At 52.0% G+C, this 22,367-nt stretch carries 22 protein-coding genes, 2 tRNA genes and 1 pseudogene; 8 read left to right on the forward strand and 17 right to left on the reverse strand.

Annotation, left to right across the window (positions count from 1 at the left end):
• Nucleotides 1-64: 64 nt before the first annotated feature.
• The 10 genes from yahO to KW829_RS20910 form a co-directional block, all read right to left on the reverse strand.
• Nucleotides 65-340 carry a DUF1471 family periplasmic protein YahO gene (yahO, locus tag KW829_RS20865; protein WP_010428286.1) on the reverse strand — a complete coding sequence of 92 codons (276 nt, stop codon included), beginning with the start codon at nucleotides 338-340 and terminating at the stop codon, nucleotides 65-67.
• A gap of 150 nt (nucleotides 341-490) precedes the next feature.
• Entirely contained in the window at nucleotides 491-1,522 is a 1,032-nt protein-coding gene (locus tag KW829_RS20870) for an ABC transporter ATP-binding protein (RefSeq protein ID WP_218308999.1), read from the reverse strand.
• A 1-nt stretch (nucleotide 1,523) separates the two neighbouring features.
• Complete coding sequence (locus KW829_RS20875) at nucleotides 1,524-3,098, reverse strand: iron ABC transporter permease (RefSeq protein WP_218309000.1); 1,575 nt, start codon at nucleotides 3,096-3,098, stop codon at nucleotides 1,524-1,526.
• A gap of 24 nt (nucleotides 3,099-3,122) precedes the next feature.
• Complete coding sequence (locus KW829_RS20880) at nucleotides 3,123-4,139, reverse strand: iron ABC transporter substrate-binding protein (protein WP_010428279.1); 1,017 nt, start codon at nucleotides 4,137-4,139, stop codon at nucleotides 3,123-3,125.
• 329 nt (nucleotides 4,140-4,468) lie between these two features.
• Nucleotides 4,469-5,329: an alpha/beta hydrolase gene (locus tag KW829_RS20885; protein ID WP_010428278.1), complete on the reverse strand. Its 861-nt coding sequence runs from the start codon at nucleotides 5,327-5,329 to the stop codon at nucleotides 4,469-4,471.
• A gap of 97 nt (nucleotides 5,330-5,426) precedes the next feature.
• Nucleotides 5,427-6,257: a CPBP family intramembrane glutamic endopeptidase gene (locus KW829_RS20890; RefSeq protein ID WP_010428277.1), complete on the reverse strand. Its 831-nt coding sequence runs from the start codon at nucleotides 6,255-6,257 to the stop codon at nucleotides 5,427-5,429.
• Nucleotides 6,258-6,336: 79 nt separating this feature from the next.
• Nucleotides 6,337-6,412 (reverse strand) — tRNA-Thr (locus tag KW829_RS20895).
• A 509-nt stretch (nucleotides 6,413-6,921) separates the two neighbouring features.
• Nucleotides 6,922-7,305, reverse strand: a complete 384-nt coding sequence (locus KW829_RS20900; protein ID WP_218309001.1) for a LexA family transcriptional regulator — start codon at nucleotides 7,303-7,305, stop codon at nucleotides 6,922-6,924.
• Between the two features lie 99 nt (nucleotides 7,306-7,404).
• Nucleotides 7,405-8,988: a hypothetical protein gene (locus KW829_RS20905; protein WP_218309003.1), complete on the reverse strand. Its 1,584-nt coding sequence runs from the start codon at nucleotides 8,986-8,988 to the stop codon at nucleotides 7,405-7,407.
• 8 nt (nucleotides 8,989-8,996) lie between these two features.
• On the reverse strand, nucleotides 8,997-9,272 hold the full coding sequence (locus KW829_RS20910) for an EamA family transporter (RefSeq protein WP_256350695.1): 276 nt from the start codon (nucleotides 9,270-9,272) through the stop codon (nucleotides 8,997-8,999).
• A 130-nt stretch (nucleotides 9,273-9,402) separates the two neighbouring features.
• On the opposite strand from KW829_RS20910, the gene KW829_RS20915 reads away from it, so the two are divergent.
• The 3 genes and pseudogenes from KW829_RS20915 to KW829_RS20925 all read left to right on the forward strand — a co-directional run.
• A complete protein-coding gene (locus tag KW829_RS20915) occupies nucleotides 9,403-10,275 on the forward strand; it encodes a decaprenyl-phosphate phosphoribosyltransferase (protein WP_218309005.1) in 873 nt (290 codons plus the stop codon).
• A gap of 6 nt (nucleotides 10,276-10,281) precedes the next feature.
• Nucleotides 10,282-10,680, forward strand: a complete 399-nt coding sequence (locus tag KW829_RS20920; RefSeq protein WP_218309006.1) for a divergent PAP2 family protein — start codon at nucleotides 10,282-10,284, stop codon at nucleotides 10,678-10,680.
• Nucleotides 10,681-11,063: 383 nt separating this feature from the next.
• Nucleotides 11,064-11,521: pseudogene (locus KW829_RS20925) on the forward strand (tyrosine-type recombinase/integrase); the annotation flags it as partial.
• Between the two features lie 15 nt (nucleotides 11,522-11,536).
• Here KW829_RS20925 and KW829_RS20930 read toward each other — a convergent pair.
• A tRNA-Arg gene (locus tag KW829_RS20930) sits at nucleotides 11,537-11,613 on the reverse strand.
• A 278-nt stretch (nucleotides 11,614-11,891) separates the two neighbouring features.
• Between KW829_RS20930 and KW829_RS20935 the strand changes: the two genes are divergently transcribed.
• From KW829_RS20935 to fimZ, 3 genes are all read left to right on the forward strand, one after another.
• Nucleotides 11,892-12,590 (forward strand): EAL domain-containing protein, encoded by a 699-nt coding sequence (locus KW829_RS20935; RefSeq protein WP_218309007.1) that lies wholly within the window; start codon nucleotides 11,892-11,894, stop codon nucleotides 12,588-12,590.
• A gap of 24 nt (nucleotides 12,591-12,614) precedes the next feature.
• A complete protein-coding gene (locus KW829_RS20940; protein ID WP_218309008.1) occupies nucleotides 12,615-13,331 on the forward strand; it encodes a LuxR C-terminal-related transcriptional regulator in 717 nt (238 codons plus the stop codon).
• Nucleotides 13,332-14,141: 810 nt separating this feature from the next.
• Nucleotides 14,142-14,774, forward strand: a complete 633-nt coding sequence (gene fimZ, locus KW829_RS20945) for a fimbria biosynthesis transcriptional regulator FimZ (RefSeq protein ID WP_010428271.1) — start codon at nucleotides 14,142-14,144, stop codon at nucleotides 14,772-14,774.
• Between the two features lie 51 nt (nucleotides 14,775-14,825).
• Here fimZ and sfmF read toward each other — a convergent pair whose 3' ends face one another.
• The 6 genes from sfmF to fimA all read right to left on the reverse strand — a co-directional run bounded on the left by sfmF (nucleotide 14,826) and on the right by fimA (nucleotide 20,856).
• Nucleotides 14,826-15,350, reverse strand: a complete 525-nt coding sequence (sfmF, locus tag KW829_RS20950; RefSeq protein WP_010428269.1) for a fimbria assembly protein — start codon at nucleotides 15,348-15,350, stop codon at nucleotides 14,826-14,828.
• A 9-nt stretch (nucleotides 15,351-15,359) separates the two neighbouring features.
• Complete coding sequence (gene fimH / locus KW829_RS20955) at nucleotides 15,360-16,364, reverse strand: type 1 fimbria D-mannose specific adhesin FimH (protein ID WP_010428267.1); 1,005 nt, start codon at nucleotides 16,362-16,364, stop codon at nucleotides 15,360-15,362.
• A 13-nt stretch (nucleotides 16,365-16,377) separates the two neighbouring features.
• On the reverse strand, nucleotides 16,378-18,939 hold the full coding sequence (locus KW829_RS20960) for a fimbrial biogenesis usher protein (protein WP_218309009.1): 2,562 nt from the start codon (nucleotides 18,937-18,939) through the stop codon (nucleotides 16,378-16,380).
• A 14-nt stretch (nucleotides 18,940-18,953) separates the two neighbouring features.
• The gene (fimC, locus tag KW829_RS20965) at nucleotides 18,954-19,646 is read right to left on the reverse strand and encodes a type 1 fimbria chaperone FimC (RefSeq protein WP_218309010.1); all 693 of its coding nucleotides are present in this window, start codon (nucleotides 19,644-19,646) and stop codon (nucleotides 18,954-18,956) included.
• Between the two features lie 34 nt (nucleotides 19,647-19,680).
• Nucleotides 19,681-20,223 carry a type 1 fimbrial protein subunit FimI gene (gene fimI, locus KW829_RS20970; RefSeq protein WP_010428261.1) on the reverse strand — a complete coding sequence of 181 codons (543 nt, stop codon included), beginning with the start codon at nucleotides 20,221-20,223 and terminating at the stop codon, nucleotides 19,681-19,683.
• A gap of 69 nt (nucleotides 20,224-20,292) precedes the next feature.
• Nucleotides 20,293-20,856 carry a type 1 fimbrial major subunit FimA gene (gene fimA, locus KW829_RS20975; RefSeq protein ID WP_089599404.1) on the reverse strand — a complete coding sequence of 188 codons (564 nt, stop codon included), beginning with the start codon at nucleotides 20,854-20,856 and terminating at the stop codon, nucleotides 20,293-20,295.
• Nucleotides 20,857-21,165: 309 nt separating this feature from the next.
• Here fimA and folD point away from each other — a divergent pair, with 309 nt between their 5' ends.
• A complete protein-coding gene (gene folD / locus KW829_RS20980; RefSeq protein ID WP_010428257.1) occupies nucleotides 21,166-22,032 on the forward strand; it encodes a bifunctional methylenetetrahydrofolate dehydrogenase/methenyltetrahydrofolate cyclohydrolase FolD in 867 nt (288 codons plus the stop codon).
• Nucleotide 22,033: 1 nt separating this feature from the next.
• Nucleotides 22,034-22,246, forward strand: a complete 213-nt coding sequence (gene ybcJ, locus KW829_RS20985) for a ribosome-associated protein YbcJ (RefSeq protein ID WP_010428256.1) — start codon at nucleotides 22,034-22,036, stop codon at nucleotides 22,244-22,246.
• The last annotated feature ends 121 nt before the right edge of the window (nucleotides 22,247-22,367 follow it).

The following is a 22,367-nucleotide window of genomic DNA, read 5'->3' on the forward strand; positions in this document are numbered from 1 at the left end:
GAGGGATGATGACGAGGCGCAGGACGAGAACAGCCACCCCGCATTGGGGGTGGCTGCAATAACATTATTTTTTCTTGTAGATATCGGCGGTGCCGTGAATTTTGTTGTTGGTATTACCGGACGTCAGTACCAGCACATCAGCACCTTGTTTGTCTGCTTTCTCAATCAGCTCTTTCTTCGCATCATCAATCGATACTTCATTTGAAGTATTAACAGTACCGATTTTTTCATACTGTGATTCTACTTTCTCAAATTCATTTTTCGTCAGCAGTTCTGCAGCAAAGGCATTAGTGGTAAACAGAAACGCGGTTCCCAACAAAATAGCAGTCGTTTTTTTCATAACCTTTTTTCCTTGAGATTAATCAGCAACTACGAAAAGCCTCACACACGATGATGAGGTGTATTGAGCATGGTAGAGAATCTCAGGAAATTCCACACGTTCAGGAAAATTCTTCTATAACAACCCATTGCATGAAATAACTAACGAATATTAAGAATATTCAAAAACGCGTGCGACGCCCGCGATATCAATGCGCACCGCCGTGCCAGGGTTCCACCCAGCCTGACTGACCGTTTTCAGAACAACAGGCTCCTGTCGCCCGGCTAAGGCAAGGGTGAGCGTGGACAAATGGCCCGTGAAATCGACCTCAATAATCGAGATCGGGCTTTCATGCGGGGCGCATGCCGTTACGCGCAGCTGTTCCGGGCGCATCATCACTCTGCCCTCTCCTGTCGCACGGGCATTGTCCGTGGGCACTTCACCCAGCGCGCACATCGCGTACCCGCTGGAGAGCTGAGCAGGCAGGATCACCGCATCGCCAAGAAACAGCGCGGTCTCTTCATCAACGGGCCGGGAGTAGACCTCGTAAGGCGTACCCACCTGACTGAAGCGCCCGCCGCGCATCACTGCTACCTGGGTGGCAAAGGACAAGGCTTCGTTTTGGTCGTGCGTCACCAGAATCGAGGCCACGCCAGCTTCCGCCAGCAGGTCGGCGGTCGCTTTGCGCGTCATGGCGCGCAGCCCGGTATCCAGCGCCGAAAAGGGTTCGTCGAGCAGCATGACTGACGGACGCTGAGCCAGCGCGCGGGCCAGCGCAACGCGCTGCTGCTGTCCACCGGAAATCTCATGCGGCCAGTGCGTTGCCAGCTGCCTGTCCAGAGAGACTTTCTCCATCAGCGCGTCCACCCGCTGACGTTTTTCATCCCGCGTGCCGTCCAGCCCCCAGGCGATGTTGTCAGCCACATTAAGGTGTGGGAACAGCGCCCCTTCCTGCGGGACAAAACCGATCCCACGCAGATGGGCGGGCACAAAATTGTGTTCATCAAACAGCGTGCGTCCCTGCATGACAATGCGCCCGCTGTCCGGCGTTTCGAATCCGGCAAGAATACGCAGCAGCGTGGTTTTTCCCGACCCTGACGGCCCGACAATCGCCGTTCGGCTCCCCGGTGAAACGCTCAGATTCACATTATCAAGCACCCGCGCATCGGAAAACGATTTCGAAATGGACGTTAATTCAAGCATGTCATAGCCCTGCAATTTTTTTAGACTGCATATATAGAATGGCGGTTAGCGGCAGTGAGATAAGGATCATCAGCATGGCGTAAGGGGCTGCAGCCACATAATCGATCTCGCTGGTGAGAGCCCAGAAGCCGGTGGAGAGCGTACGCGTTCCCAATGGCGACAGCAGCAGCGTTGCGGTCAGTTCATTGCTGACGCCGAGGAAAACCAGCGCCGCGCCCGCCGCGGCGCCCGGTGCGGCCAGCCGCAGGGTGACGCGCCATAATGCTTCAGCGGGCGTGCTGCCAAGGCTGCGCGCCACGTTTTCCAGCTCAACCGGCGCCTGCGCAATGCCAGCCCGGAGGTTAACGAGCGCGCGGGGCATAAACAGCAGCAGATAGGCGAGGAACAGCGTCACTTCCGTCTGATAAATCGGACGGGCATAGTGGATAGTCACCGTGACCAGTGCCAGCGCGGTCACAATACCCGGCAGCGAGCTGGTGATATAAATGCACCCTTCCAGCATACGGAAAATACGGTGTGGATAACGGATCCCGAGCCACGCGATGGGGATCACGCACCCCGTCGTCAGCAGCGCTCCGCCCACGCCGAGCATCAGCGTCTGGCGCAGCGAGTGCCAGAGATCGGCGCTCATCCAGTTTTCCACGCCACCCAGCCAGATCCAGCGACACAACACGATTAAGGGTACGCCCAGCGCCAGCAGCACCAGCGTCAGAAAAAGCAGCTGTCCCAGCCACGCCATAGCAGGCTCAAGCGGCCAGCGCTTCTGCTCGCGCGCGGCGCCTGCGCCAATCCGCGCATAGCGTGTTTTTCCGCGCGTGACGCCTTCAAGCATCAGGATAGCCAGACAGCATAAGGCCAGCACGCCCGCCAGCATATTCGCGGCCGGGCCGCTGAACGTAGACTGGAATTGGTCATAAATGGCCGTGGTGAAGGTGTCGAAGCGGATCATGACGTACAGGCCATACTCCGCCAGCAGGTGCAGCGCCACCAGCAGCGCGCCGCCGCAGATTGCCAGTTTAAGCTGAGGCAGCACCACGCGGAAAAAGACCCGCCAGGGAGGCGATCCGAGCGAAGCGGCGACATCTTCAAGCGTGGGATCGAGACGGCGCAGCACCGCCGCAACCGGCATGTAGATAAACGGATAGTAGGCCAGTACAGAGAGGAACACCCCCGCAGAGAGGCCGTGCATGCCCGGTACCACGCTTACCCAGGCATAGCTTTGCACAAACGCGGGGATCGCCAGCGGGGCCACCGCCAGCGCCGACCATACGCCTCGTCCCGCAAGCATTGTGCGCTCCGTCAGCCAGGCTATCGCCACGCCCAACACAATGCACAGCGGAACCGCTAACGCCATCAGCCACAGCGTGTTGCTGAGCAGCTCAGCCACCCGCGGGCGGAACACCAGCGTCTTAATCGTTTCCCAGCCGGTCTCAATGCCGATGGCAATGATAAAGCCCAAAGGCAGAAGCGCCAGTAATGAAAACAAGACAGCTAACGCAACCATCGGCAGCGCGGGACGCCTGCGAACAGGCTTCCGCACGCGGTTTTTACCGATGTCGAGACTCAAACCAGACATAAGACATTCACTTTGCGTTCAGGATCACAGCAGGCCAGCTTGCGTCATCAGCTCGATAACTTTCTTACTGTTGAGCGTGGAAGGTTCCACTTTTGGCGCATCCAGATCCTTCAGCGGAACCAGTTTCGGGTTGGACGCGGCATTCACGCCGACGGCATATTCAAAGGCGTTGTTGGTACGCAGGCTTTCCTGACCTTCTTTGCCGGTGATGTATTTGATGAAGGCCTGCGCCTGCGCTTTATGCTTGCTGGATGCCAGCACGCCACCGCCAGAGAGGCTGACAAATGCGCCCGGATCCTGGTGTTTGAAATAGTAGAGCTCGGTATTTTTGCTGTTTTCACCCGTTTTGGACTGATCGACAAAACGGTAGTAGTGATAGATCACGCCGCCATCAATCTGGCCCGCGTTGACCGCTTTCATCACGGTGCTGTTACCTTTGTAAGCAACGAAATTGGTTTTCATCGCCTTGAGCCAGTCCAGCGTGGCCTGCTCGCCCTTCAGCGCCAGCATTGCGCTAACGATCGCCTGGAAATCCGCGCCTGACGGAGACGCGGCCCAGCGCCCTTTCCACTCAGGTTTCGCCAGATCCATCAGCGATGCTGGCAGCTGTGTCTCATTTAATTTTTGCGGGTTATAGACAAACACGGTGCTACGCGCGGCGATGCCTATCCAGCGACCGTGCGCTGGACGAAATTCCGTGGGTACCTGCTTTAACGTATCGGCATCTAAAGGCGCAAATAATTTAGCGTTATCAACCAATACCATGGACGGCGAGTTTTCCGTCAGAAATACGTCCGCAGGCGATGCGCTGCCTTCCTGAACCAGTTGGTTGCCCAGCTCGCTGTCACCGCCGTTTCGCAGAGTAACTTTAATTCCCGTTTCTTTCGTAAAGCCATCAACCCATGACTGCACCAGGTTTTCATGCTGTGCGTTATACACAACGATACCCTGATTATTATCAGCAGCAACTGATTGTGTAGAAAGGAAAAGTGATGAAGACAACAAGGCAAGCGAGAAGCATGACAGCAGGCGAGAATTCATGAACATATCCTTAATAGACCAACGGGAGTAATCACTCATAGCTTTGTGGGACAGGATTAAATCATACTACAACGCTAATGATAATTAGTATCAATCCAGTTTAGACGTAAAAGTGGAAAATTTTTTTATAGGGGAATGACATGTGATAAAAATCCAGTTTAAAAAGGAGAATTAATTAAAGATTAAGAAAACCTTAAGCCCGTAAATAATAAAATTAATTAGCCTTCTATTTATTCTGGCGCACCGGTGAACATTTTTCTCTGCGCGTGCCGCGCGTATAAAAAACCCCGCCAGTGCGGGGGTGAAGTGGAAATGGAAACAGTCAGCGCTTATAAGCGCTTTGTTAACCATTCCAGCTGCTGGGTAATGACGTTATCGAAATGCTTACCATCATATAAATCATAATGTTTTGCGCCCAGCTCGGTATAGAGCCGCTTGTCCTGGGCGCTGACGGATTCGTATAGCGCAATACCCTGCTGAGGATCATTAACCGTATCGTCTCCAGCCACCACCACGAGCGTCGGGCAGCTGACCTTCTCAGCGTACTGGTAAGGTTTGTAGCGAAGCGTTTCATAAACGGTAAGGAAAGGTATTTTGATATCCATCGCAGGATAGTGCGCTTTATTTTCCTCAAAGAAGGCTTTCGACTCTTCGTCTCCCAATACCTTCGTGATGGCGACGAACATCTCCTTACCCTGGCGCTCGCGTTTTTCGACCATCTTTTCAAGCGTGGCGACGAACCCCTGCTTGTCGTTATCATCCATATTGCCAGTGACAATCACTTCACCGTCCGCAAACCCCATCTGGCTTATGATGCATTTCACCTGCGGGCGCTCGACGGCAGCGGCAAACACATGGCAGGCACCTAGCGACGTCCCCCATAGCGCGATACGCTGCCCTTCCAGCCCGGGATGCTTCTCCGCCCAGTCAATAACGGTACAGATATCGTCAATTTGCATTGATGGAACCAGCCTTCCTCGCTCCCCACCGCTTTCGCCGAAACCACGGTAATCAAATGTGATAGTCGCAAAGCCAGCGTGAGTAAATGCTTCAGCATAGCGCGGCAGTAAAATGTCCTGTATCCCGCAAAACCCGTGGCAAAGCACGACAACCGGAGCTTTTTCATCCCTGTCCGGCTGACGTAAGGTTAAGGCTATCTCATTATTTAATGTGTGTGTTGTCAAAAACATATATTTATCCCTCTAATGAAGAGGGGTAAGCCTATCAGCCCAGTCAATATAAAAATTTGACTTAAATCCAAATAAGAACTGGCCGTTTTAAAAAGCATCACATCGCCGCGTGAGGGGCATACATCGGATAGGTGAAGAACAATAAATGCACGCAGTTCAGCCCAAAATGAAATAACGTTGCAACCCAGAGCCTACCGCTCCACATCCACGCCAGGCCGTAAATAATACCGGCGAGGCTGGCAAAAATAATCAGGAGTAAACCGCCGCGATAATGCATCAGCCCAAAGATGACTGAAGCAATCAACAGCGCGACAACAGGATGAAGAATCCTGGACAAGCGTTGCTGCAGGTAGCCTCTGAACAAGGCTTCCTCAGCCAAAGAGACGAAGAAAATATTCGCAAGGGCAAATTGAGCGAACCATTCTGGCGCATGTGGCTCAATTCTCAGCCCGCCCAATGCAACAGCAAGAAGTAACAGCACGGGTATCGCAAGAACGACTATTCCCCAGCCAGCCTTGCCAGCGTTATAGAGTGGTTTTGCTACGAATAACGTTGGCATGCACGTCATTAGAATGAACGGCACCACCGCCTTGTCCATATTAAAGTACATAGTGAACGGTATGCTTTGCGGGCCAACGACGACTGCATCCAGCACTTTGGGGTTATGGAAGCCCGGGATCGCATGCAAAAACAGGGCAACGGCGATGACCATGCACAGGCCTTCGAGCAGATAAGTATATTTATTATTGTTATTACGTAGCCATTCAACAACAGACCAACCAATAACGATTGATGCAATCACCAGCAGCGCCGGGGCATCAAGAATGCTCTCTTTCCAGCCGAAAAATGCCGTTAACCCCAGCATCAGGTAAGCCAGACTTTTATTAAGGGAAAGCGCGGCAAGCGATGTTGCGAGTAGATACCACATATTTGTCCTTCATGACAGGCATGTACAACAGTGAAAAGGAATGTCGTGCCGCAGGCGTCCCGCGGGGAAGCCATAAATATGGTGCCGACTACCGGAATCGAACTGGTGACCTACTGATTACAAGTCAGTTGCTCTACCTACTGAGCTAAGTCGGCGTTGGTCCGCCACCGGAGCCTCGAACCCCGTACTACAACATCCTGGTTGTCGCTCTTCCCGATGAGCTAGTGGCGGTGTGGTGGCCCTTGCTGGAACGATACCAATGACCGGTCGATGGCGGAACAAACGTTCTCACCGACAGGCTATAGGGCCGGGAGCAAAATGATACACACCTCGAATTAACCATGCAAATTCAACGGGTAAAATCAGGCGCAGAGTGAAGGATTGGCAGTGGTGGATAGGTCAGGGAAAGAATTGGCTGGCGTAAACGCCTGATACTAAATGGCACGCCCTGTAGGATTCGAACCTACGACCTACGGCTTAGAAGAACGTAGAGTACTATTTAACGCACTGTAATATCATTAGTTTTCCCGCGCTCACCCCGCGTTTGTGTCATTACGTGTCATTACTTGCAGTCTCGTTTCCTTCTGATTCATCCATGCATGACACAACTGTGACACAGAGAGTACACAGCCATGCCTCATGGTATAGCTGTGTAATTTCCCTCCTACATCACCGGACAATCATCAAACTCACCTGTCCGCGCATCGTTGATGATGTATGTGATGACACCAAACACTGGACTCTCTATCCCATCGAAGTTGCCAGGTAACTTTTCCTTTCGTCCATTCAGCGCGTTCTCAAGGTGTGGCTGAGGATATGTCAGGTAAATCTTCACCTTAAACTCACCTCCAATCTCACAGACCAGCAGGGAGCCATCACATGGATTTAGTGACGAGTCGATGACAAGCAGCGCATCTTTCATAATTCCGCAGCGGTAGATAGTCTCTGACGCTTTCATGTAGTGCGTGGCAGACGGTTTATGGATGAAGCGCCCATCAAGCGACAAGCGGTTCTCAACGTAATCAGCAGTCGGACTCGGGAATCCCATAAATCACCTCCCATAATTACTGCATATGCATACAGCATTACTGTATCGGTGTATTCTATCAAGATATAAAATAAAAACCCGCCGAAGCGGGTTGTTAACTCATTCACACCAGAAGTAAAACTTCCGTCTGTACTCTCTTGCTTCGGCAGATGGCTTGTCGTCTATAACATAGCTCTCTCCGCCTCTTTGTGCCATTGGCTCTATGAGGAATGTGTTGAATGGTGATAGGTGCAGTGTATTATCTTTACAGCTTCCTGAAATCCAGTTAAGACCGGCATCGAATGAACTTGATGTTTCATATCTAGACTTTGCCATCATCATTGCGTTTACAGCGATGATGCCAACAATTACCCCTATGAACACTTTCCCAGAACCCACTCCATCTTTTTTAATGCTCATAAGCGGGAGAAGAAGTATTGTGTACAAGTGAGGCGCGTATCTTGCCCACCACGCCTCGGGATTGAGGATTGTGCTTAGAGCAATCATGCCCAACAGAACAAGACAGTTTTTGTCAATCCCCCGTCGGAAGATGATGAATCCGATCGCCAGAATAAGAGCCAGGGAATACAGAGGTCCGAATCCTGCAATACGCAAATCCTCAAATGATAACTGATTTATTTCCTGCGCGTTTATGGTGCCAGGTACTTTGAGCTGAGGATTCTTTTTGGAAGCTTCGTTGATATTTTCGCTTTGCGAGAACGTAGCAACAGCCAGTTTTTCAAAACGATTCATTTCGTGGAATGACGGTGGCTGAGCAAAGGTAATGATGTCTTTCTTTTCTTCGCCAAAGAGAGGGTAAAATATGTGCTTACCTGTAACGATGTTTTTAACGTATGGGTTAGCACCGATTACACCAACGCCAGCCATGAGAAAGACTATGAAAATCAAACAAATAGTTATAGTTTCTTTAACTCTCGGAAGACTTCTTAATCCAAGAACCAGGAAGCAAACGCCAACATAAAGGAATCCAGAAAACTTAATGTTAACAATTATGACAGATGCCATTACCAGAATGGAAGCATCAAACAACCGCCTAGTGTTTCCATATTCTAGTGATGAAATCATCATCAGTAGCGCCAAAAAACCCATCGTTGCATCAACGTAGTAACTAAAAGACTGCGCTATGAATATAGGGCTAAGCAAGCTCAATGCCGCGAATATATGTCCAGCAATTAATGAATACCCGTTCTTTCCGAAGAAATAGATTATGTATGCATATGCAGCGAATCCGATCATCAGCTGATAGCCACTTCCGTAAGCAAGGCTACCAAACTGCAGCCCTGCCTCACCTGCAAAGTACCATGTTGATTTTGGATATAGAGCAATCCAGAAGTTTCCAGCGTCACCATCAAAAAGAAGATTACCACCATGCATGAGATACCATGCTGCCTTCTGATGATATGCCAACCCATCCCAACTCTGATCTGGATAAATGGAGGCCTGAAGCAATGAGGCGCAAATTAGCAGAATCGGCATTATCATCCATACACTTGCCTTCCTGGAAGAGAAGAAGATGATAGCTGCAGTAATGACCATTGATATAATGAAAATAGAGGTACCGCCTCCACTTCCATAATAGTGCATTAATAGTTGCTTAGCTATTGACGCTATGCTTACAGTTATGAAGAACAGGAGCATATAAAAGCTACTTAATGCCCACTTGTTTTGAAGTTCCTTTTGCACAAAACACCTCACGCCACATTAACAATAAAAACACCAAGAATAATTATTGCAGCACCAACAATTTTGGTTGTTGTAATTGGCTCCGAGAACCATATTGATCCCATGAACATTACAAACAAAATGGCGCTTGAAACCATTATTGGGTAAGCGACGGTAAGGCTCATGCGCGACAGCGCCAGAAAGTAGAACACAAAACCGACAAAATAGAAGCCAACTGCCGACGCATGAGGCCAAAAATCAAGCAGACTTAGATAAGGCTTTCTATGCGCACCAAGCTTCAACATAGCCCCCGCAAGTGCACTACATAGACCGCTGATTATTATGTATATTATTCCCATTACCCCACCAATACAGACATGATTTTGCAGACATGCTATCATCCGACCAACTTCATTACCATTTGCTTAAAAACACATGACTGAATATACAGTATCTGAAAGGAACTCCCTGCCTGTCGGGCTGATTAAACTGCTCAGACCGAAGCAGTGGGTAAAAAACTTGTTTGTCATGGCCCCGTTGCTTTTTTCAGGCCAGTTTATGAATGTCGATTCGATTCTTCATTCTGTCATTGCAATGTTGATATTTTGTGCTGCATCCTCAGCTGTTTACGTTTTAAACGACATAAATGATGTAGAGAAAGACAGGGCTCATCCTAAAAAAAGAATGAAGCGGCCGATTGCATCGGGAGCGGTATCTACGACTCAGGCGTGGTGCTTCCTTGCTGTACTTTACATCTTTCTGGCTTTATCACTTAACGCATATAGAGATATAGCAGTTGTTGTCATTGGCTATATCGCCCTTAACATTGCCTACTCGTATAAGCTGAAGCACATACCTGTAGTCGATATATTCTGCATTGCTATTGGATTTGTACTAAGAACTATGGCCGGGGCAATGGCTTTAGGTGTCAGCCTATCTCAGTGGATGTTCATCACTACCCTTTGTCTTGCTCTTTATCTCGCATCCATTAAGCGTCGTCAGGAGCTTTTAAAGAGTGGCAAGGAGTCCAGGAATGTCCTTGGGAAATACTCCGTTCAACTCGTATCTCGTTACTCTGAAATGTCCGCAACTGGTGCTTTGGTTTTCTATAGCCTGTATGTGATCTCCGAGAAGCCGGATATGACAATCACAATACCTTTGGTGCTTTTTGGCCTCTTCCGCTACTGGTATAACGTTGATTCACTTGATGGTGGAGAGTCTCCAACAGACTCTTTACTTTCAGATTACCCGTTAATATTTACAATTATTGCATGGGTTGGCACCTGTGTTTATGTGCTTATGCCTTAAGGGAAAATGATGAGCTTCGTGTATCTGGCAACGCCTTTCGTTGCATGGTTTGTTACTGGTGTTACTAAATTTTTGGTGAACAGTATCCGGGAAAGGAAATTGGCTTTTTCGCTGATAGGTTATGGTGGAATGCCAAGCAATCATTCGGCGATCGTACTCAGTATGGTTTCGCTGATTGGGTTCAGGAATGGGATAGATAACCCGGCATTTGGCGTCGCTGTGACATTAGCGTACATCGTATTGCTTGATGCTAAAAGCCTAAGAAAGCAGGTTGAACGCCAAGCTAAGGCCATCAACAAGATAAGCAACTCAGGACTAAGGGAGCGCGTCGGACACAGCATTCCAGAAATTGTGGTGGGCTGTTTAGTAGGCGGGATTGTTGGGTATGTGATGTCTCATATTTGAGTAAAAACGCCCCTTCCATGGGGCTTTTTTATTTACTCAGGCAAACTCCAGAGTTAAACCAGTTCAATGCCTCCGTTAGGGGTCAAATGATACTATCTGGAAGTGATCTACCTGTATATTGGTGGTGACTGTACCATCTCCATTGACTCTGAGGGCGACCCTGTTATCGCCTGCTGCAACGTATTTTGCTATACCAGCAAATGTTCTCCAGCCAAACTCTGTTCCTTTCGTTAGTGGTTGTGACAGGCTAGCACCGCCTACGTTAGCTATCGGAATTGTGGCATCACCAGATATCCATCTCGGCGCTACCGTCCAGGCATAGAACCTGCCAGCGGTCATGACCATGCTGTTAGGCTGAGTAAGTATTGTTAATTGCCCTGCAGGTAAATCCGGAGAACGCGAAGGCGGGCAAGGCTATCGGTGTTGCTCTGAATGATACCGCATGCAGGGTGTTAAGGGATCAGATTGGGAAAAGTTCGAGATGGGTTTTCGTTCACACTAGGCCATCGACTCGACCGGATAAAACCGTCACGCCGGCTGTCCGTAAAATGCGAGTCGACGATAACAGTGCCTGCGAATTGGTCGGGCAAAGGCGGGTATCGAGGATTTCCGTTTTCACCACCTCCGGCATACCTGGGCAAGCTGGTTAATTCAGTCTGGAGTTCCGCTGTCAGTTCTTCAGGAAATGGGAGGGTGGGAGTCTATTGAAATGGCACGTCGCTACGCTCACCTTGCACCAAACCATTTAAGCGAACACGCACGAAAAATTGATGCCATTTTTGGCAACCATGACACAAATACGACACAAGGAGAAAATCAGGCTGGTTTGAAACTGGCGTAAGTGCCTGTTTCTAAATGGCACGCCCTGTAGGATTCGAACCTACGACCTACGGCTTAGAAGGCCGTTGCTCTATCCAACTGAGCTAAGGGCGCACGGAGAAGCGTGAACTTCGCGGTGGAGAAACGCGTGGAATTATACGGTCAATGGCAGGTGAGTCAATGCCTTTTCCCCGATCTGTATCGATAACGGCTAGCTGATTGTAAATACGGCTGTTTTTTCAACATTTTCACTACATCCCACGTAGAATTTACCGCTGCGAAAAGGCTTAGCTGCTTTTAAGTAACGCCTGCTGTTTTCCTGTAGGCCACCTCGTCACACTGGTGCAAGGTATCCCGGCCGCCTGGAGGCTGACAGACAACAGGACAATGGAGTGACAGCGCAAAACCTGACCTATACGCCTCCCCGGCTAAAGCACATTTCTCATGATATCACCGGTATCAAACTTGAGCCCATCGTTGCCCTCGCCTCTTCGCACAGGATCGGCGTTGAGGTGCTCAGCGTTCTGTCACCCACGCTGCAAAGTGAAGATTTTTTCCGCGAACAATCGGCAGAACAGTCGCTTATGCTGCTGGAGGTGCAGCTTCGTGTGCTAAAAAACGCGGTCGCCTGTAACAATATTTTCATCAATCTGCCGATAACCGTACTCATGGTGCCAGAACTTTTTCAGCGTCTGCTGCAACTGCGAAGCCCGCCGCTGAATATTGAGATTGTCGACCCTGTCGACATTTTCACACTCTCCGATACACAGCGGCAAGTCTTGGCCCAGCGCCTGAAGCAGCTGACCATAAAGGGTCACCGCATCTGGCTGGATGACGTTGATGACAGCGTTGTCCAGCCCTTCTTATCCTGGCCACTGCCACTCAGCGGCATAAAAATCGACAAAGAAACCTTCTGGCGTATGCGCGCCACCCCTGCGCTGGGGGAACTGGTTTCCCGCTGTTTTCGGCTTGCCGGGAAGGTGCTTATCGAAGGTATTGAGACTGAACGGGATCGTTCCTGCGCACGCCAGGCAGGGGCACAACTCGGCCAGGGGTATTACTGGCCATCCTGGACATGGCCGGAGGATTAAACAGCCATCTCCAGGAGGGAGGCCATGGGAATGACAGTGCGCCGTTACCGTCGGCGTCGTACAGGAAGTGACGCACTGGGATTTACACGCTCGCCTTTTGCTCCCCCCTTCTTTGACCGACTCGAATTTTTGAGCCAGTCCACCAGCCTGACCCATAAAACTGACGCCCCGTTTATCATTCTGGTCACGGAAGATCATTACCTGCGCACCGGATTGATGAAAGGGAGTTTTCCGCTGAACTGCTGCGCCGACTATACGTTGCTGGAAGACGCCTTAGCCGCCGTCAATCAGTGGCCCTCCGCCCGTCTGGTGGTAGATATCGACAGCCGCGCGACGCCGCTCATCGAAAAGCTGGACAGGTTGAGACGCTATTGTCTCTACCCGCCCTTTTTGATCCCCCACCTCCTTATCAGAGCAGATGATTACGATACTCGTCTGTTCTGCAAAGCGGCGGGGCCCTTTCATGTACTTGAACGTCAGTTGCCCGCTGCGGCACTGCAGCAGTACCTGCTGGAAACAAAGCCGCCGCAAGGCTCGGTGAAAGAATGGTTCACGCGCAGCGAATGGCCCATACTGCAGGAACTTTCTCGCGGCAAAACGCTGCGTCAGATTGCCCTGATTCAAAACCTCCCCTATAGCCGCATTATCTATCGTCTCGGCTGCATTTTGACCAAGCTGGGGTTAAACCACCGCCAGGAATTACTGCACCTTCTTAATAATCTCTCAGACTGCACGTTTTGACTTAGGCATTAACCCGTTCATTCCTAAAGACCTTTAAGAAACAACCTACTATTTGTGTTAAATTTTCGTTTCAATTTAACATTTCATTCAAGATTACAACTATTCCTAATTCATCCACTTAAACCACGTGAAATATTACAGAAAACGGTAATAGCAGCACTTTCCTCCATCCGTTAAGCTCTCCAGGAGTCCGTTAAAAATATGATAATGATGTAAAAACAATCAGTTTATCTGTACCGGTCAGGCGCGAGAGCAGCATACTGCAGCATATCCTGCTGTTCAGTTTCGTTTTTTTCCGCCGGTCGCCACGCGCTTTCAGATGAAGGTTTTACCCCCTGTTGCGCCGTTTTTTTGCGCTTGCTGTGAAAGCACCGCACCACTTTCCCCACCCCGTTTTGTTAACAATCAATTAACATAAAGTGATATATGTCATTTTTTGTTATTACATAAAGATGAAAAAATGTGGTAAATGGAATAGCAGGACATTTGCGCTAAATTTAAAATAATAGCGATTCAGATCCAGAAGATAATACAAAGCAATGGACCAGGATTAATTTACAGGGTTTTCGGAGAAAACTTACACGGTATAATAAGATGCGTTGCAAATATGAATAAGAAAAACCTTTTTGCCACACCAGCCAAATGAGATAACCGCGCTGAGGCATTAATTTACTCGCTACGTTAACAAGGATGCTTTCGCTCTTTCCAGGGAATTACTACCGTATAAGGATCACCATCTATATCCTTCCGGCATTTCGAGAGTTTGAACAAAACTCCGCATAACGCTTTTAACAATCTGAGGCATTAAAAATGAAACCGGCATCCGTTATCATTATGGACGAACACCCTATTGTCAGAATGTCGATAGAAGTCCTGCTACAGAAAAATAAAAATATCATAGTCAAACTCAAGTCTGGCGATAGCCATGAAGTGCTTGATTGTATTCGCAACCACCCCATCGATCTGGTTATCCTGGACATCGAACTGACGGGAACCGATGGGTTTTCATTACTTAAGAGAATCAGAAACCTAAACAAAGACATCAAGGTTCTGTTCCTCTCGTCAAAATCAGAGTCGTTTTACGCGGGACGCGCCATTCGCGCAGGGGCCAATGGCTTTGTCAGCAAGCGAAAAGATTTGGGTGAGATCTACAACGCGGTGGAAATGATACTGATGGGCTATTCTTTTTTCCCGTCAGAAACGCTGAACTTTATAAATCATCTGGGCTCCGGGAAAGGTATCACGCCAGATATGCCATTATCGAATCGCGAAGTCACGGTGTTACGCTATCTGGCGAATGGATTATCCAATAAGGAGATTGCGGAGCAGTTGCTATTAAGCAACAAAACCATTAGCGCGCACAAATCCAATATTTATTCCAAGCTCGGCGTACAGAGCATTGTGGAATTAATAGATTACGCGAAAGCACACGAACTGCTATAAACTGAATTCACTCCCCGCAACTTAAGTGAGTTGCAGGGAGTGCGGTCAGCGCTAATTATAATTGATCATAAACGTGGCATCTGCATCAGCCCGTCCCGGCTGAGGGTTATCCGCTGTGGCAATATAATTGGCATAAAACGACAATACCGCATTACCTTCTGCATCAACCGTCACCGGCTGGCTGGCCTGCTGAAGATCCAGCCGTGTTTTATCCGCATCGCGGATCTCCACGGCAACCTGACCCGCCGTACTGCCATCATTGAGCGCCAGCAAACCGCTGTCGCTGCCGTCTGCTTTCCCCGAAAACGTAATGGAGGCTGCGCCAGGAGGACAGCCGGTCAGCTTCAGCGTAAACGGCATGGGCTGCGTGCGGCTCCCCGTGGTTCTTAGCTGTTTGGTCGGCCAGGTGCCGAGCGTGACGACCTTATCGCTGTCATTGCCTTCGGCCACGCAGGTGAAATCGACGATGTTGCCGGACATCTCAATATTGATTTCCCCCAGCGCCGTGGCCGCCTGAGCGCCAGCGTGAAGCATCATCAGTACTCCCGCAGCAATGTACCTGCTCCAGTGTCCCATTGCTCCTCCTTAATCGTAATCCACGCGAAGATAGCCGCGCGAGGTGAAACGGCCCTCGGCAGGCTTGTTGCCCGTCACGCTCACAGGCCAGACCCGAATGCCGACCTGTGCCTGAGCGCTGTCATCCAGGCGGAACGGAATTTTGCTGGTGAGCGTGTTAGGCGTCAGCGGCGTGCCGCTTTCGTTAGCGACCACAAACCCCAGATCGGGATTATTAGAAACCAGCGCATTACCGGACACTTTCTCCGCTTCGATACGCATCGTCAGATACGCATTGGCTTCAACGTTTGTGCATTTAATGGCAATGGTTTTGCTTTGAGGCGTAACCTTCTGCGGTCGATTTCCGGCACCGGCCTGGCTAAACAACGACGCACCAATATCGCCAAAATCAAACTCCACGACCTGGCCTGCGTTAATCGCACAGCTTTGCGGTACCTGAATCGTTCCGCTGTAGCTGATGGTATAGACCGGCGTATTAAGCGGATCGGCGGTTGTCGTCGTGACATAGACCCTGAACATGGTCTGCTGCGGGATCACCACCATATTGATAAAGCGCCGCGTTACCCTCAGACGGAAAACCAGCTTGGAATCGGTTACCGGAAAAGCCTTGTTATTCGGTACGTTGGGGTGCTGCCCCATCTGGATATAATTCGCGGGAGGGTAGAACGTACCCGCAAAGTCATCGTGGATCTGCATGGCGCCGTCGAGGTACTCATTCAGCTTCACATATTTATAGCTGTCGATCACCGTGGTAATGGGCAAGTCGGTGACATAGCTGCGCATGGTGGATTTACCGGTTGTCCCGCGGGGACAAATGGCATTCACCCCCACCAGTCCAGATTTTTGCGCCAGGGTGACAATCTCCCCCGGCCTGTTGTTAGAGCTGTTAAACACGTTGGAGAGATCGTAGGAAATATCCTTCGCCACGCCGGTGGAGTTCTGGCACACCGTGGCCCATGTGGGCAGTGCGCTGCACAACACTGCCGCGCCAAATATGCTACGGATAATGGTCATGATTGGGTTCCTGTTAGCGTTCACAGCGTGCCCCCGCCAGCGTAATGGCCTGGTTCAGGCTTTCCGGTGGTAAGTGATAGCTTGCACGGCACTGGGACTGTTTTCCGTCGCCCCACTGGATAAGCAGCTCACCTTCCAGCGGCAGCCCGCTGAGGTAAATCTGCCCGTCATCCCCCACCATGCTGGTGACGCCGCTTTGCGTTTCACGTACCACCGCGCCAAACGGCACGGGCTGGTCGCCGAGCGTGACGGTCAGCAGAGCGCGCACGCCAATACGGGTATCGAAGCTGGCGCGCACCAGCGCCCCTTTGGTCGGCACCACGCTGCTCACGTTATTTTCGATGTCGGTGTTGTTGCTCATGGTATTGGTGTCCAACGCCACGCGGTTGTAACGGTAGACGGTGGCATACGGCATCACCGCGTAGCCTCGCCAGTCGGTTTTCACCCCGGTCTGGTTTTCCACGCTCACCCCGGAGGCGCCCGGCGCTTTGATCAGCACGTTGGTGTCGCCCAGCGGCTGGCTGAAGGTCACCCCGTCTGAATGCCCCACCACACCGCCGGAAAGCTGCCAGTTGAGATCGTGCTGGTCGCGGGCGTAGTTGTAGCCCACGCCCAGCGTGCCGTAGGTCGCCTGCCAGTTGGCGCTGGCGCTGCCGCTTGCACCGTTATTGCTGGCGTGCCCCTGCGTGACGCTGTAGTTCAGGTTGCGGTCTTCGAGCAGTGTTCCGCTCACGCCGGTCTGCCAGCTGGTATCGCCGTCGCTGTTACGGCTGGCAGAAGCGGTAGCGTAGGCTCTGTCGATGGCGCTATCGCGGCGATAGCCGTGACGGGTAAACAGGCTGAACGGCACGGAGACGTTAAACGACGCAATTCGGTCCGTACCGTCGATCCCAACGGCCTTGTTCCACGACCAGGACACGGAGTAGTTGATCCCCTTCACGCCGCCCGCATAGCCCAGCTGATACCAGACGTTAGATTCGCTGGTGCCCCAATAGCTCTGCTGGCTACCGGAGAGGTAAACCGAGCCGTAGTCCCCCAGCGACTGGGAAATGTTGAGCTGGAAGCGCCCCTTTTTGTTCCACGTCAGGTTGTGATAACTCTGCACGTCCGGCACGCCGTCATCGTCCTGACCTTCGCCATACTGGTAGCCTTCCATTAAGCGCCACGCCACATCGTCCAGTGTGTAGAACCCTTTGGTCGAGTAGCGATAGCCCAGCAGCTGGAAGTTGGTGCCGAAGCCGTTAAGGGATTTTGCGTAGAGGAAGCGCAGGGACTGCCCTTCATGGCGGCTGTCATCCGCGAGCTGGCTGCGGGCATGGGTGAGATCGAGCGAGACCGCCCCCCAGTCCCCGAGGTTTTTCCCGGCCCCCAGGGCAATCGCGGTATAGCGTGACGCCAGCTGCGTGCCGCCGTACAGCGTATAGCCGTCGGCCAGGCCGGTAATGAGCGTCCCCTGAGCGAAGAACGGCGTGTCCTGCTCGCTGTTGCCGCTGCGGTAATCCCCTGCCACCAGGTCATATTTCCAGCGTCCTTCACGCTGCAGCAACGGCACGGTGGAGTAAGGCACGGTGTAACGCTGCTGGCTACCGTCCTTCTCTTCTACCGTTACCTCAAGATCGCCGCTTGATGAGGTTGGGTTAAGGTCGGTAATGGCAAACGCCCCAGGCTGGACATAGCTCTGGTAAATGACATAACCGTTCTGGCGGATCGCTACCTTGGCTGGCGTGCGGGCAATACCGCGTACGGTTGGCGCGTAGCCCTGCATGCTGTCCGGGTACATGCTGTCGGAGGAGAAGAGCCGCCCGCCCCGAAAGCCGACGCTGTCGAAAACATCGTTACCGGTATTGCTGTCGCCCAGCACCAGCTCGCTTTTCAGCGGAATGACGGTGCGCTGAGCCCAGGTGCCAATATTCTGCCAGTTGCTGTGACGCTGACCGTTACTTTGGGTGTAACGCCACGCGCCGTTATTGCGTAATCGCCAGGCTCCATAGTTCAGCCCGCTCTGCAGGTTCAGGTAATAGCTGTCGTCATCGCTGCCGCGGTTGCCGGTAAAGCTGTAATTCAACAGGGCGGCGGGAATGCCTTCATCCCACTGTTCAGGCGGAATGTAGCCCCGGGCGCTGTTTTGCATGGCCACCTGCGGCAGGCTCACGTTCAGGCGCAGTGACGCAAAGTTAAAGGCCGTTTCGCTGCCGGGAATAGCCGTCGTCAGCGGAACACAGGTCTCCCCCTGCACGTTTGCCAGTTCCGGGAACGCCGCGATGTTGACGCCGAAACGGTCGAGCATCGCGCGCGTAATGCACGGCGCTAACCCGCCCGCGACGGGTGGCGTGTTTTCGGCTTGTTCAAAACGCACGTCCTGCGTGCCGATAAACTCATCGTTGCGCCAGATGTCCACGCGATAGACGCCCGGCGCCTGCTGGTGTCCTTGTTCAAAACGCGACAAATCCGCCACGCTGGCGGCGTCGTCGGATAAAAAAGCCGGGTTGAAGTAGCTTTCGCTCCAGCCGGTGTGCGGCCAGAGCGTTGTCATCAATGCCAGTGCAACCGGGCAGTAACGCCATTGAGTGTTCATCGCCCTGACTCTGCTCACAGATTGACGCTACGCGCCGGAGTAATAGCGCCGTAATCATTGACGCTCTGCCAGGAGAGCGTGCCGCTGGCTGCGGTTGGCAGCACCTGCTGTGCGGAGTTTTTCGGCGCGACCATCAGGTTTTCCAGCGCCTGACCGCCAAGCTTCAGGTTGACCAGCGTGACGTAGTAGGGCGAAGCATTGCTCACCTTCAGGTGATTCCCGACGCGCTCAAAGCGCAGCTGGGAGAGCGCCTCTTCCGGCGGCATCGACAGGTTAGCCGGGCGCACAAACAGCTTGATGCGTGACAGAATGGCCAGCTGCAGCACGTTATTGTTCTCTGTTTTCGCCTTACTCACTGACGGAATTGCCTTCACGTTCATGTAAAAAAGCGATTCGCGATCGGCGGGCAGGCTCGGCCCGGCATAAATAATGCGCAGTGTGTTTTCGCTGTCCGGCTCGCTCACAAACAGCGGCGGCGTGACGGCAAAGGTTTTTTCTTTTTGCCCGCTGGCGTTTTCAATCCACGCGTTAATTAAATAACGCTCCTGCTTGTTACTGTTGGTGATCGCCAGCGATGTCTGTTTTGCATCTGCCGGATAAATCACGCGCGTCGCGCCCAGCGCAATTCCGCCGGATGCATTTGCACAGGCAGAAACCATCATCAAAATAAAAGATAAAAACAGTCCGGGTTTAATCAGGGTGTTCATCACAACCGTACCTTTAATAATGTGTTCGCAGGCGTCAGGGATAAATCAACGTAAACCAGACATCCGACTGAATATTGCCTGGCACGAGGTGTTCGGAAATCGCCCGGTAGCGAGCGCTGAAATGAAACGCCAGCTCGCGGGTATCAATGGGCAACCAGCTGACCGCCGTGGCGTTCGGGATAATCTGACGTTGTTGTTCGTCGAAAAGCGCCAGACCAACGCCGCTGCTGACAGGAGCTTCACCTGGCCGCGATGTCGCCAGGAAAACCTGCGGATCTTCTGCAGGGGTTGCGCCCTGAAACTGGATCCCCACGGTACGAGAAACGTCCACGCTGCAGTCGAGCAGCCGTACGGTGAAAGGCACGTTTACCGTGGAAAAACTGCCGACGCCGGAAAATGAGTTGGTGCGGTACTGCCCCATATCCACGCGCATATTCTGGCTATCAGGCGCCACGGCGCAGCCGCCGTTGACCAGTTCCCCTCTCAGGTGAACCTTACCGCCGTCGATTACCACGGTATGTGCGTTTACCGCTGAGGCAATCGCAAGGGCAAAAAACAGTATCCCAGTCCTTGTCATCCTTCGTTCCCGGCATTAGCGATTAAAAGACCTCCTCCCTGAGGTCGACCACATCCCTGTACTCAGGCATTACTCGTATTTCATCACGAAGGTTGCGTCAGCATTCGCCTGGCCTGGCTCGGTGGTCGCAGCAGTGGCTTTATAGCGCGCGGTGAAGTTCAGGGTGTTCGTGCCTTCAATCAGGTTCTGCGCGGCAGAGAAGGTGGCACCGTCTGGGGTCAGGACGCTGGATTTACTGTCGAGGATCTCGATACCCACGCCTTTCGCGGTGTTGTCGTTGTTGCCAGAGGTGACCGCCAGCAGGGTTTTATCCGTCGCGTCGATCTGACCGGTGAATGCCACCGCAGCGGTTTTCGCAACCAGCGGATCGCAATCGTTCAGTTCGATGGTGAACGGAATATTGGAGGTGGTGTCACCCACTTTGGTGAATTTCGCGGTACGGTACTGACCGAGATTAACCGTCTGCTCGGAAGAATCAGTATTTACTGAACACGCAGCATTCACTAATTCACCTTTGAAATGCACGGTACCGCCATTAACGGAAACAGGCGTTGTGGTATCTTCTGCATGAGCGGCACCCGCGACCAGGGCCAAAGTTGCAATAACAGTAGAAGCAATGTTGCTGAGTTTCATGTCTATTCCTTTAAAATGTAAATAACCCTTCCCGCGGATAATCGGGAATAAGAAATACGTTCAATTGATTAATTGAAAGCTTATTTCGGAGGAGACAAAGTAGCCCAGGAAACTATTTTAAAATATGTCAAAACACTGCCATTTTACCAGGTCACATCCTATTCCCGCCTAGGAAATTGACCATACCTTCCACAAGGTTTTGCGGCCCCGTGATGAAATCTCGCAAAGGGTGACTGACAGCGGCGCTCGCTTCTGACAAAATATAGGCAATCCCCCCTTTCAAACGTTACAGACGGAATCTTCTCTCTGATGGCAGCAAAGATTATTGACGGTAAAACGATTGCGCAGCAGGTGCGCTCTGAGGTCGCTGAAAAAGTGAAGGCGCGTAAAGCCGCCGGAAAACGCGCCCCCGGGCTGGCCGTTGTGCTGGTTGGCAGCAACCCGGCATCGCAGATTTATGTCGGCAGCAAACGCAAAGCGTGTGAAGAGGTGGGGTTCGTCTCCCGCTCTTACGATTTGCCTGAAACCACCAGCGAAGCGGAACTGCTGGAACTTATTGACACCCTGAATGCCGATAACGAGATCGACGGCATTCTGGTACAGCTGCCGCTGCCTGCGGGCATCGACAACGTGAAGGTGCTGGAACGTATCGCACCGGACAAAGACGTGGACGGTTTCCATCCGTACAACGTGGGCCGCCTGTGCCAGCGCGCGCCGCGTCTGCGCCCGTGCACGCCACGCGGCATTGTGACGCTGCTGGAGCGCTATAACATCGACACCTACGGCCTGAACGCCGTGGTGATTGGCGCCTCTAACATCGTGGGCCGTCCGATGAGCATGGAGCTGCTGCTGGCGGGCTGCACCACCACCGTGACCCACCGCTTCACCAAAAACCTGCGTCACCACGTCGAAAATGCCGATCTGCTGATCGTCGCGGTCGGCAAGCCGGGCTTTATTCCGGGCGAGTGGATTAAAGAGGGCGCAATTGTTGTGGACGTGGGCATCAACCGTCTGGAAAGCGGCAAAGTGGTCGGCGACGTGGTGTACGAAGATGCCGCGGCGCGTGCGTCATACATTACGCCGGTCCCGGGCGGCGTGGGCCCGATGACCGTTGCAACACTGATTCAGAATACTTTGCAGGCATGCGAAGAGTACCACGACGTAGAGGAAGCATAAGATGGCCACATTTTCATTAGGCAAACACCCGCACGTAGAGCTGTGCGATCTGCTCAAGCTGGAAGGCTGGAGCGAAAGCGGTGCGCAGGCCAAAATCGTTATCGCCGACGGGCGAGTGAAAGTCGACGGTGCGGTGGAAACCCGCAAGCGCTGCAAGATTGTCGCGGGGCAGACCGTGAGCTTTGAAGGACAGAGTGTAACCGTAACGGCGTAAGCCGTTTGATGCCCTCACCCTAACCCTCTCCCTGTGGGAGAGGGGATAAAAAATCCCCTCACACCTATCACGGTTATTTATCGATCAACTTCAAATAATCACTATTTCATCTGTTGAAAGG

Source organism: Enterobacter sp. ENT02, from assembly GCF_019219165.1.
In the GTDB taxonomy this organism is placed as follows: domain Bacteria; phylum Pseudomonadota; class Gammaproteobacteria; order Enterobacterales; family Enterobacteriaceae; genus Enterobacter; species Enterobacter mori.

What these genes read in the sequence shown, in the direction of transcription:
- KW829_RS20890 (WP_010428277.1), bottom strand. Translation starts at nt 6,257, where the DNA reads ATGTGGTATCTACTCGCAACATCGCTTGCCGCGCTTTCCCTTAATAAA.
- KW829_RS20940 (WP_218309008.1), top strand. Translation starts at nt 12,615, where the DNA reads ATGGGAATGACAGTGCGCCGTTACCGTCGGCGTCGTACAGGAAGTGAC.
- KW829_RS20920 (WP_218309006.1), top strand. Translation starts at nt 10,282, where the DNA reads ATGATGAGCTTCGTGTATCTGGCAACGCCTTTCGTTGCATGGTTTGTT.
- fimC (WP_218309010.1), bottom strand. Translation starts at nt 19,646, where the DNA reads ATGAACACCCTGATTAAACCCGGACTGTTTTTATCTTTTATTTTGATG.
- sfmF (WP_010428269.1), bottom strand. Translation starts at nt 15,350, where the DNA reads ATGGGACACTGGAGCAGGTACATTGCTGCGGGAGTACTGATGATGCTT.
- KW829_RS20915 (WP_218309005.1), top strand. Translation starts at nt 9,403, where the DNA reads ATGACTGAATATACAGTATCTGAAAGGAACTCCCTGCCTGTCGGGCTG.
- fimH (WP_010428267.1), bottom strand. Translation starts at nt 16,364, where the DNA reads ATGACCATTATCCGTAGCATATTTGGCGCGGCAGTGTTGTGCAGCGCA.
- KW829_RS20875 (WP_218309000.1), bottom strand. Translation starts at nt 3,098, where the DNA reads ATGTCTGGTTTGAGTCTCGACATCGGTAAAAACCGCGTGCGGAAGCCT.
- KW829_RS20885 (WP_010428278.1), bottom strand. Translation starts at nt 5,329, where the DNA reads ATGTTTTTGACAACACACACATTAAATAATGAGATAGCCTTAACCTTA.
- KW829_RS20880 (WP_010428279.1), bottom strand. Translation starts at nt 4,139, where the DNA reads ATGAATTCTCGCCTGCTGTCATGCTTCTCGCTTGCCTTGTTGTCTTCA.
- fimA (WP_089599404.1), bottom strand. Translation starts at nt 20,856, where the DNA reads ATGAAACTCAGCAACATTGCTTCTACTGTTATTGCAACTTTGGCCCTG.
- fimZ (WP_010428271.1), top strand. Translation starts at nt 14,142, where the DNA reads ATGAAACCGGCATCCGTTATCATTATGGACGAACACCCTATTGTCAGA.
- yahO (WP_010428286.1), bottom strand. Translation starts at nt 340, where the DNA reads ATGAAAAAAACGACTGCTATTTTGTTGGGAACCGCGTTTCTGTTTACC.
- fimI (WP_010428261.1), bottom strand. Translation starts at nt 20,223, where the DNA reads ATGACAAGGACTGGGATACTGTTTTTTGCCCTTGCGATTGCCTCAGCG.
- KW829_RS20870 (WP_218308999.1), bottom strand. Translation starts at nt 1,522, where the DNA reads ATGCTTGAATTAACGTCCATTTCGAAATCGTTTTCCGATGCGCGGGTG.
- KW829_RS20910 (WP_256350695.1), bottom strand. Translation starts at nt 9,272, where the DNA reads ATGTTGAAGCTTGGTGCGCATAGAAAGCCTTATCTAAGTCTGCTTGAT.
- ybcJ (WP_010428256.1), top strand. Translation starts at nt 22,034, where the DNA reads ATGGCCACATTTTCATTAGGCAAACACCCGCACGTAGAGCTGTGCGAT.
- KW829_RS20960 (WP_218309009.1), bottom strand. Translation starts at nt 18,939, where the DNA reads ATGAACACTCAATGGCGTTACTGCCCGGTTGCACTGGCATTGATGACA.
- KW829_RS20900 (WP_218309001.1), bottom strand. Translation starts at nt 7,305, where the DNA reads ATGGGATTCCCGAGTCCGACTGCTGATTACGTTGAGAACCGCTTGTCG.
- folD (WP_010428257.1), top strand. Translation starts at nt 21,166, where the DNA reads ATGGCAGCAAAGATTATTGACGGTAAAACGATTGCGCAGCAGGTGCGC.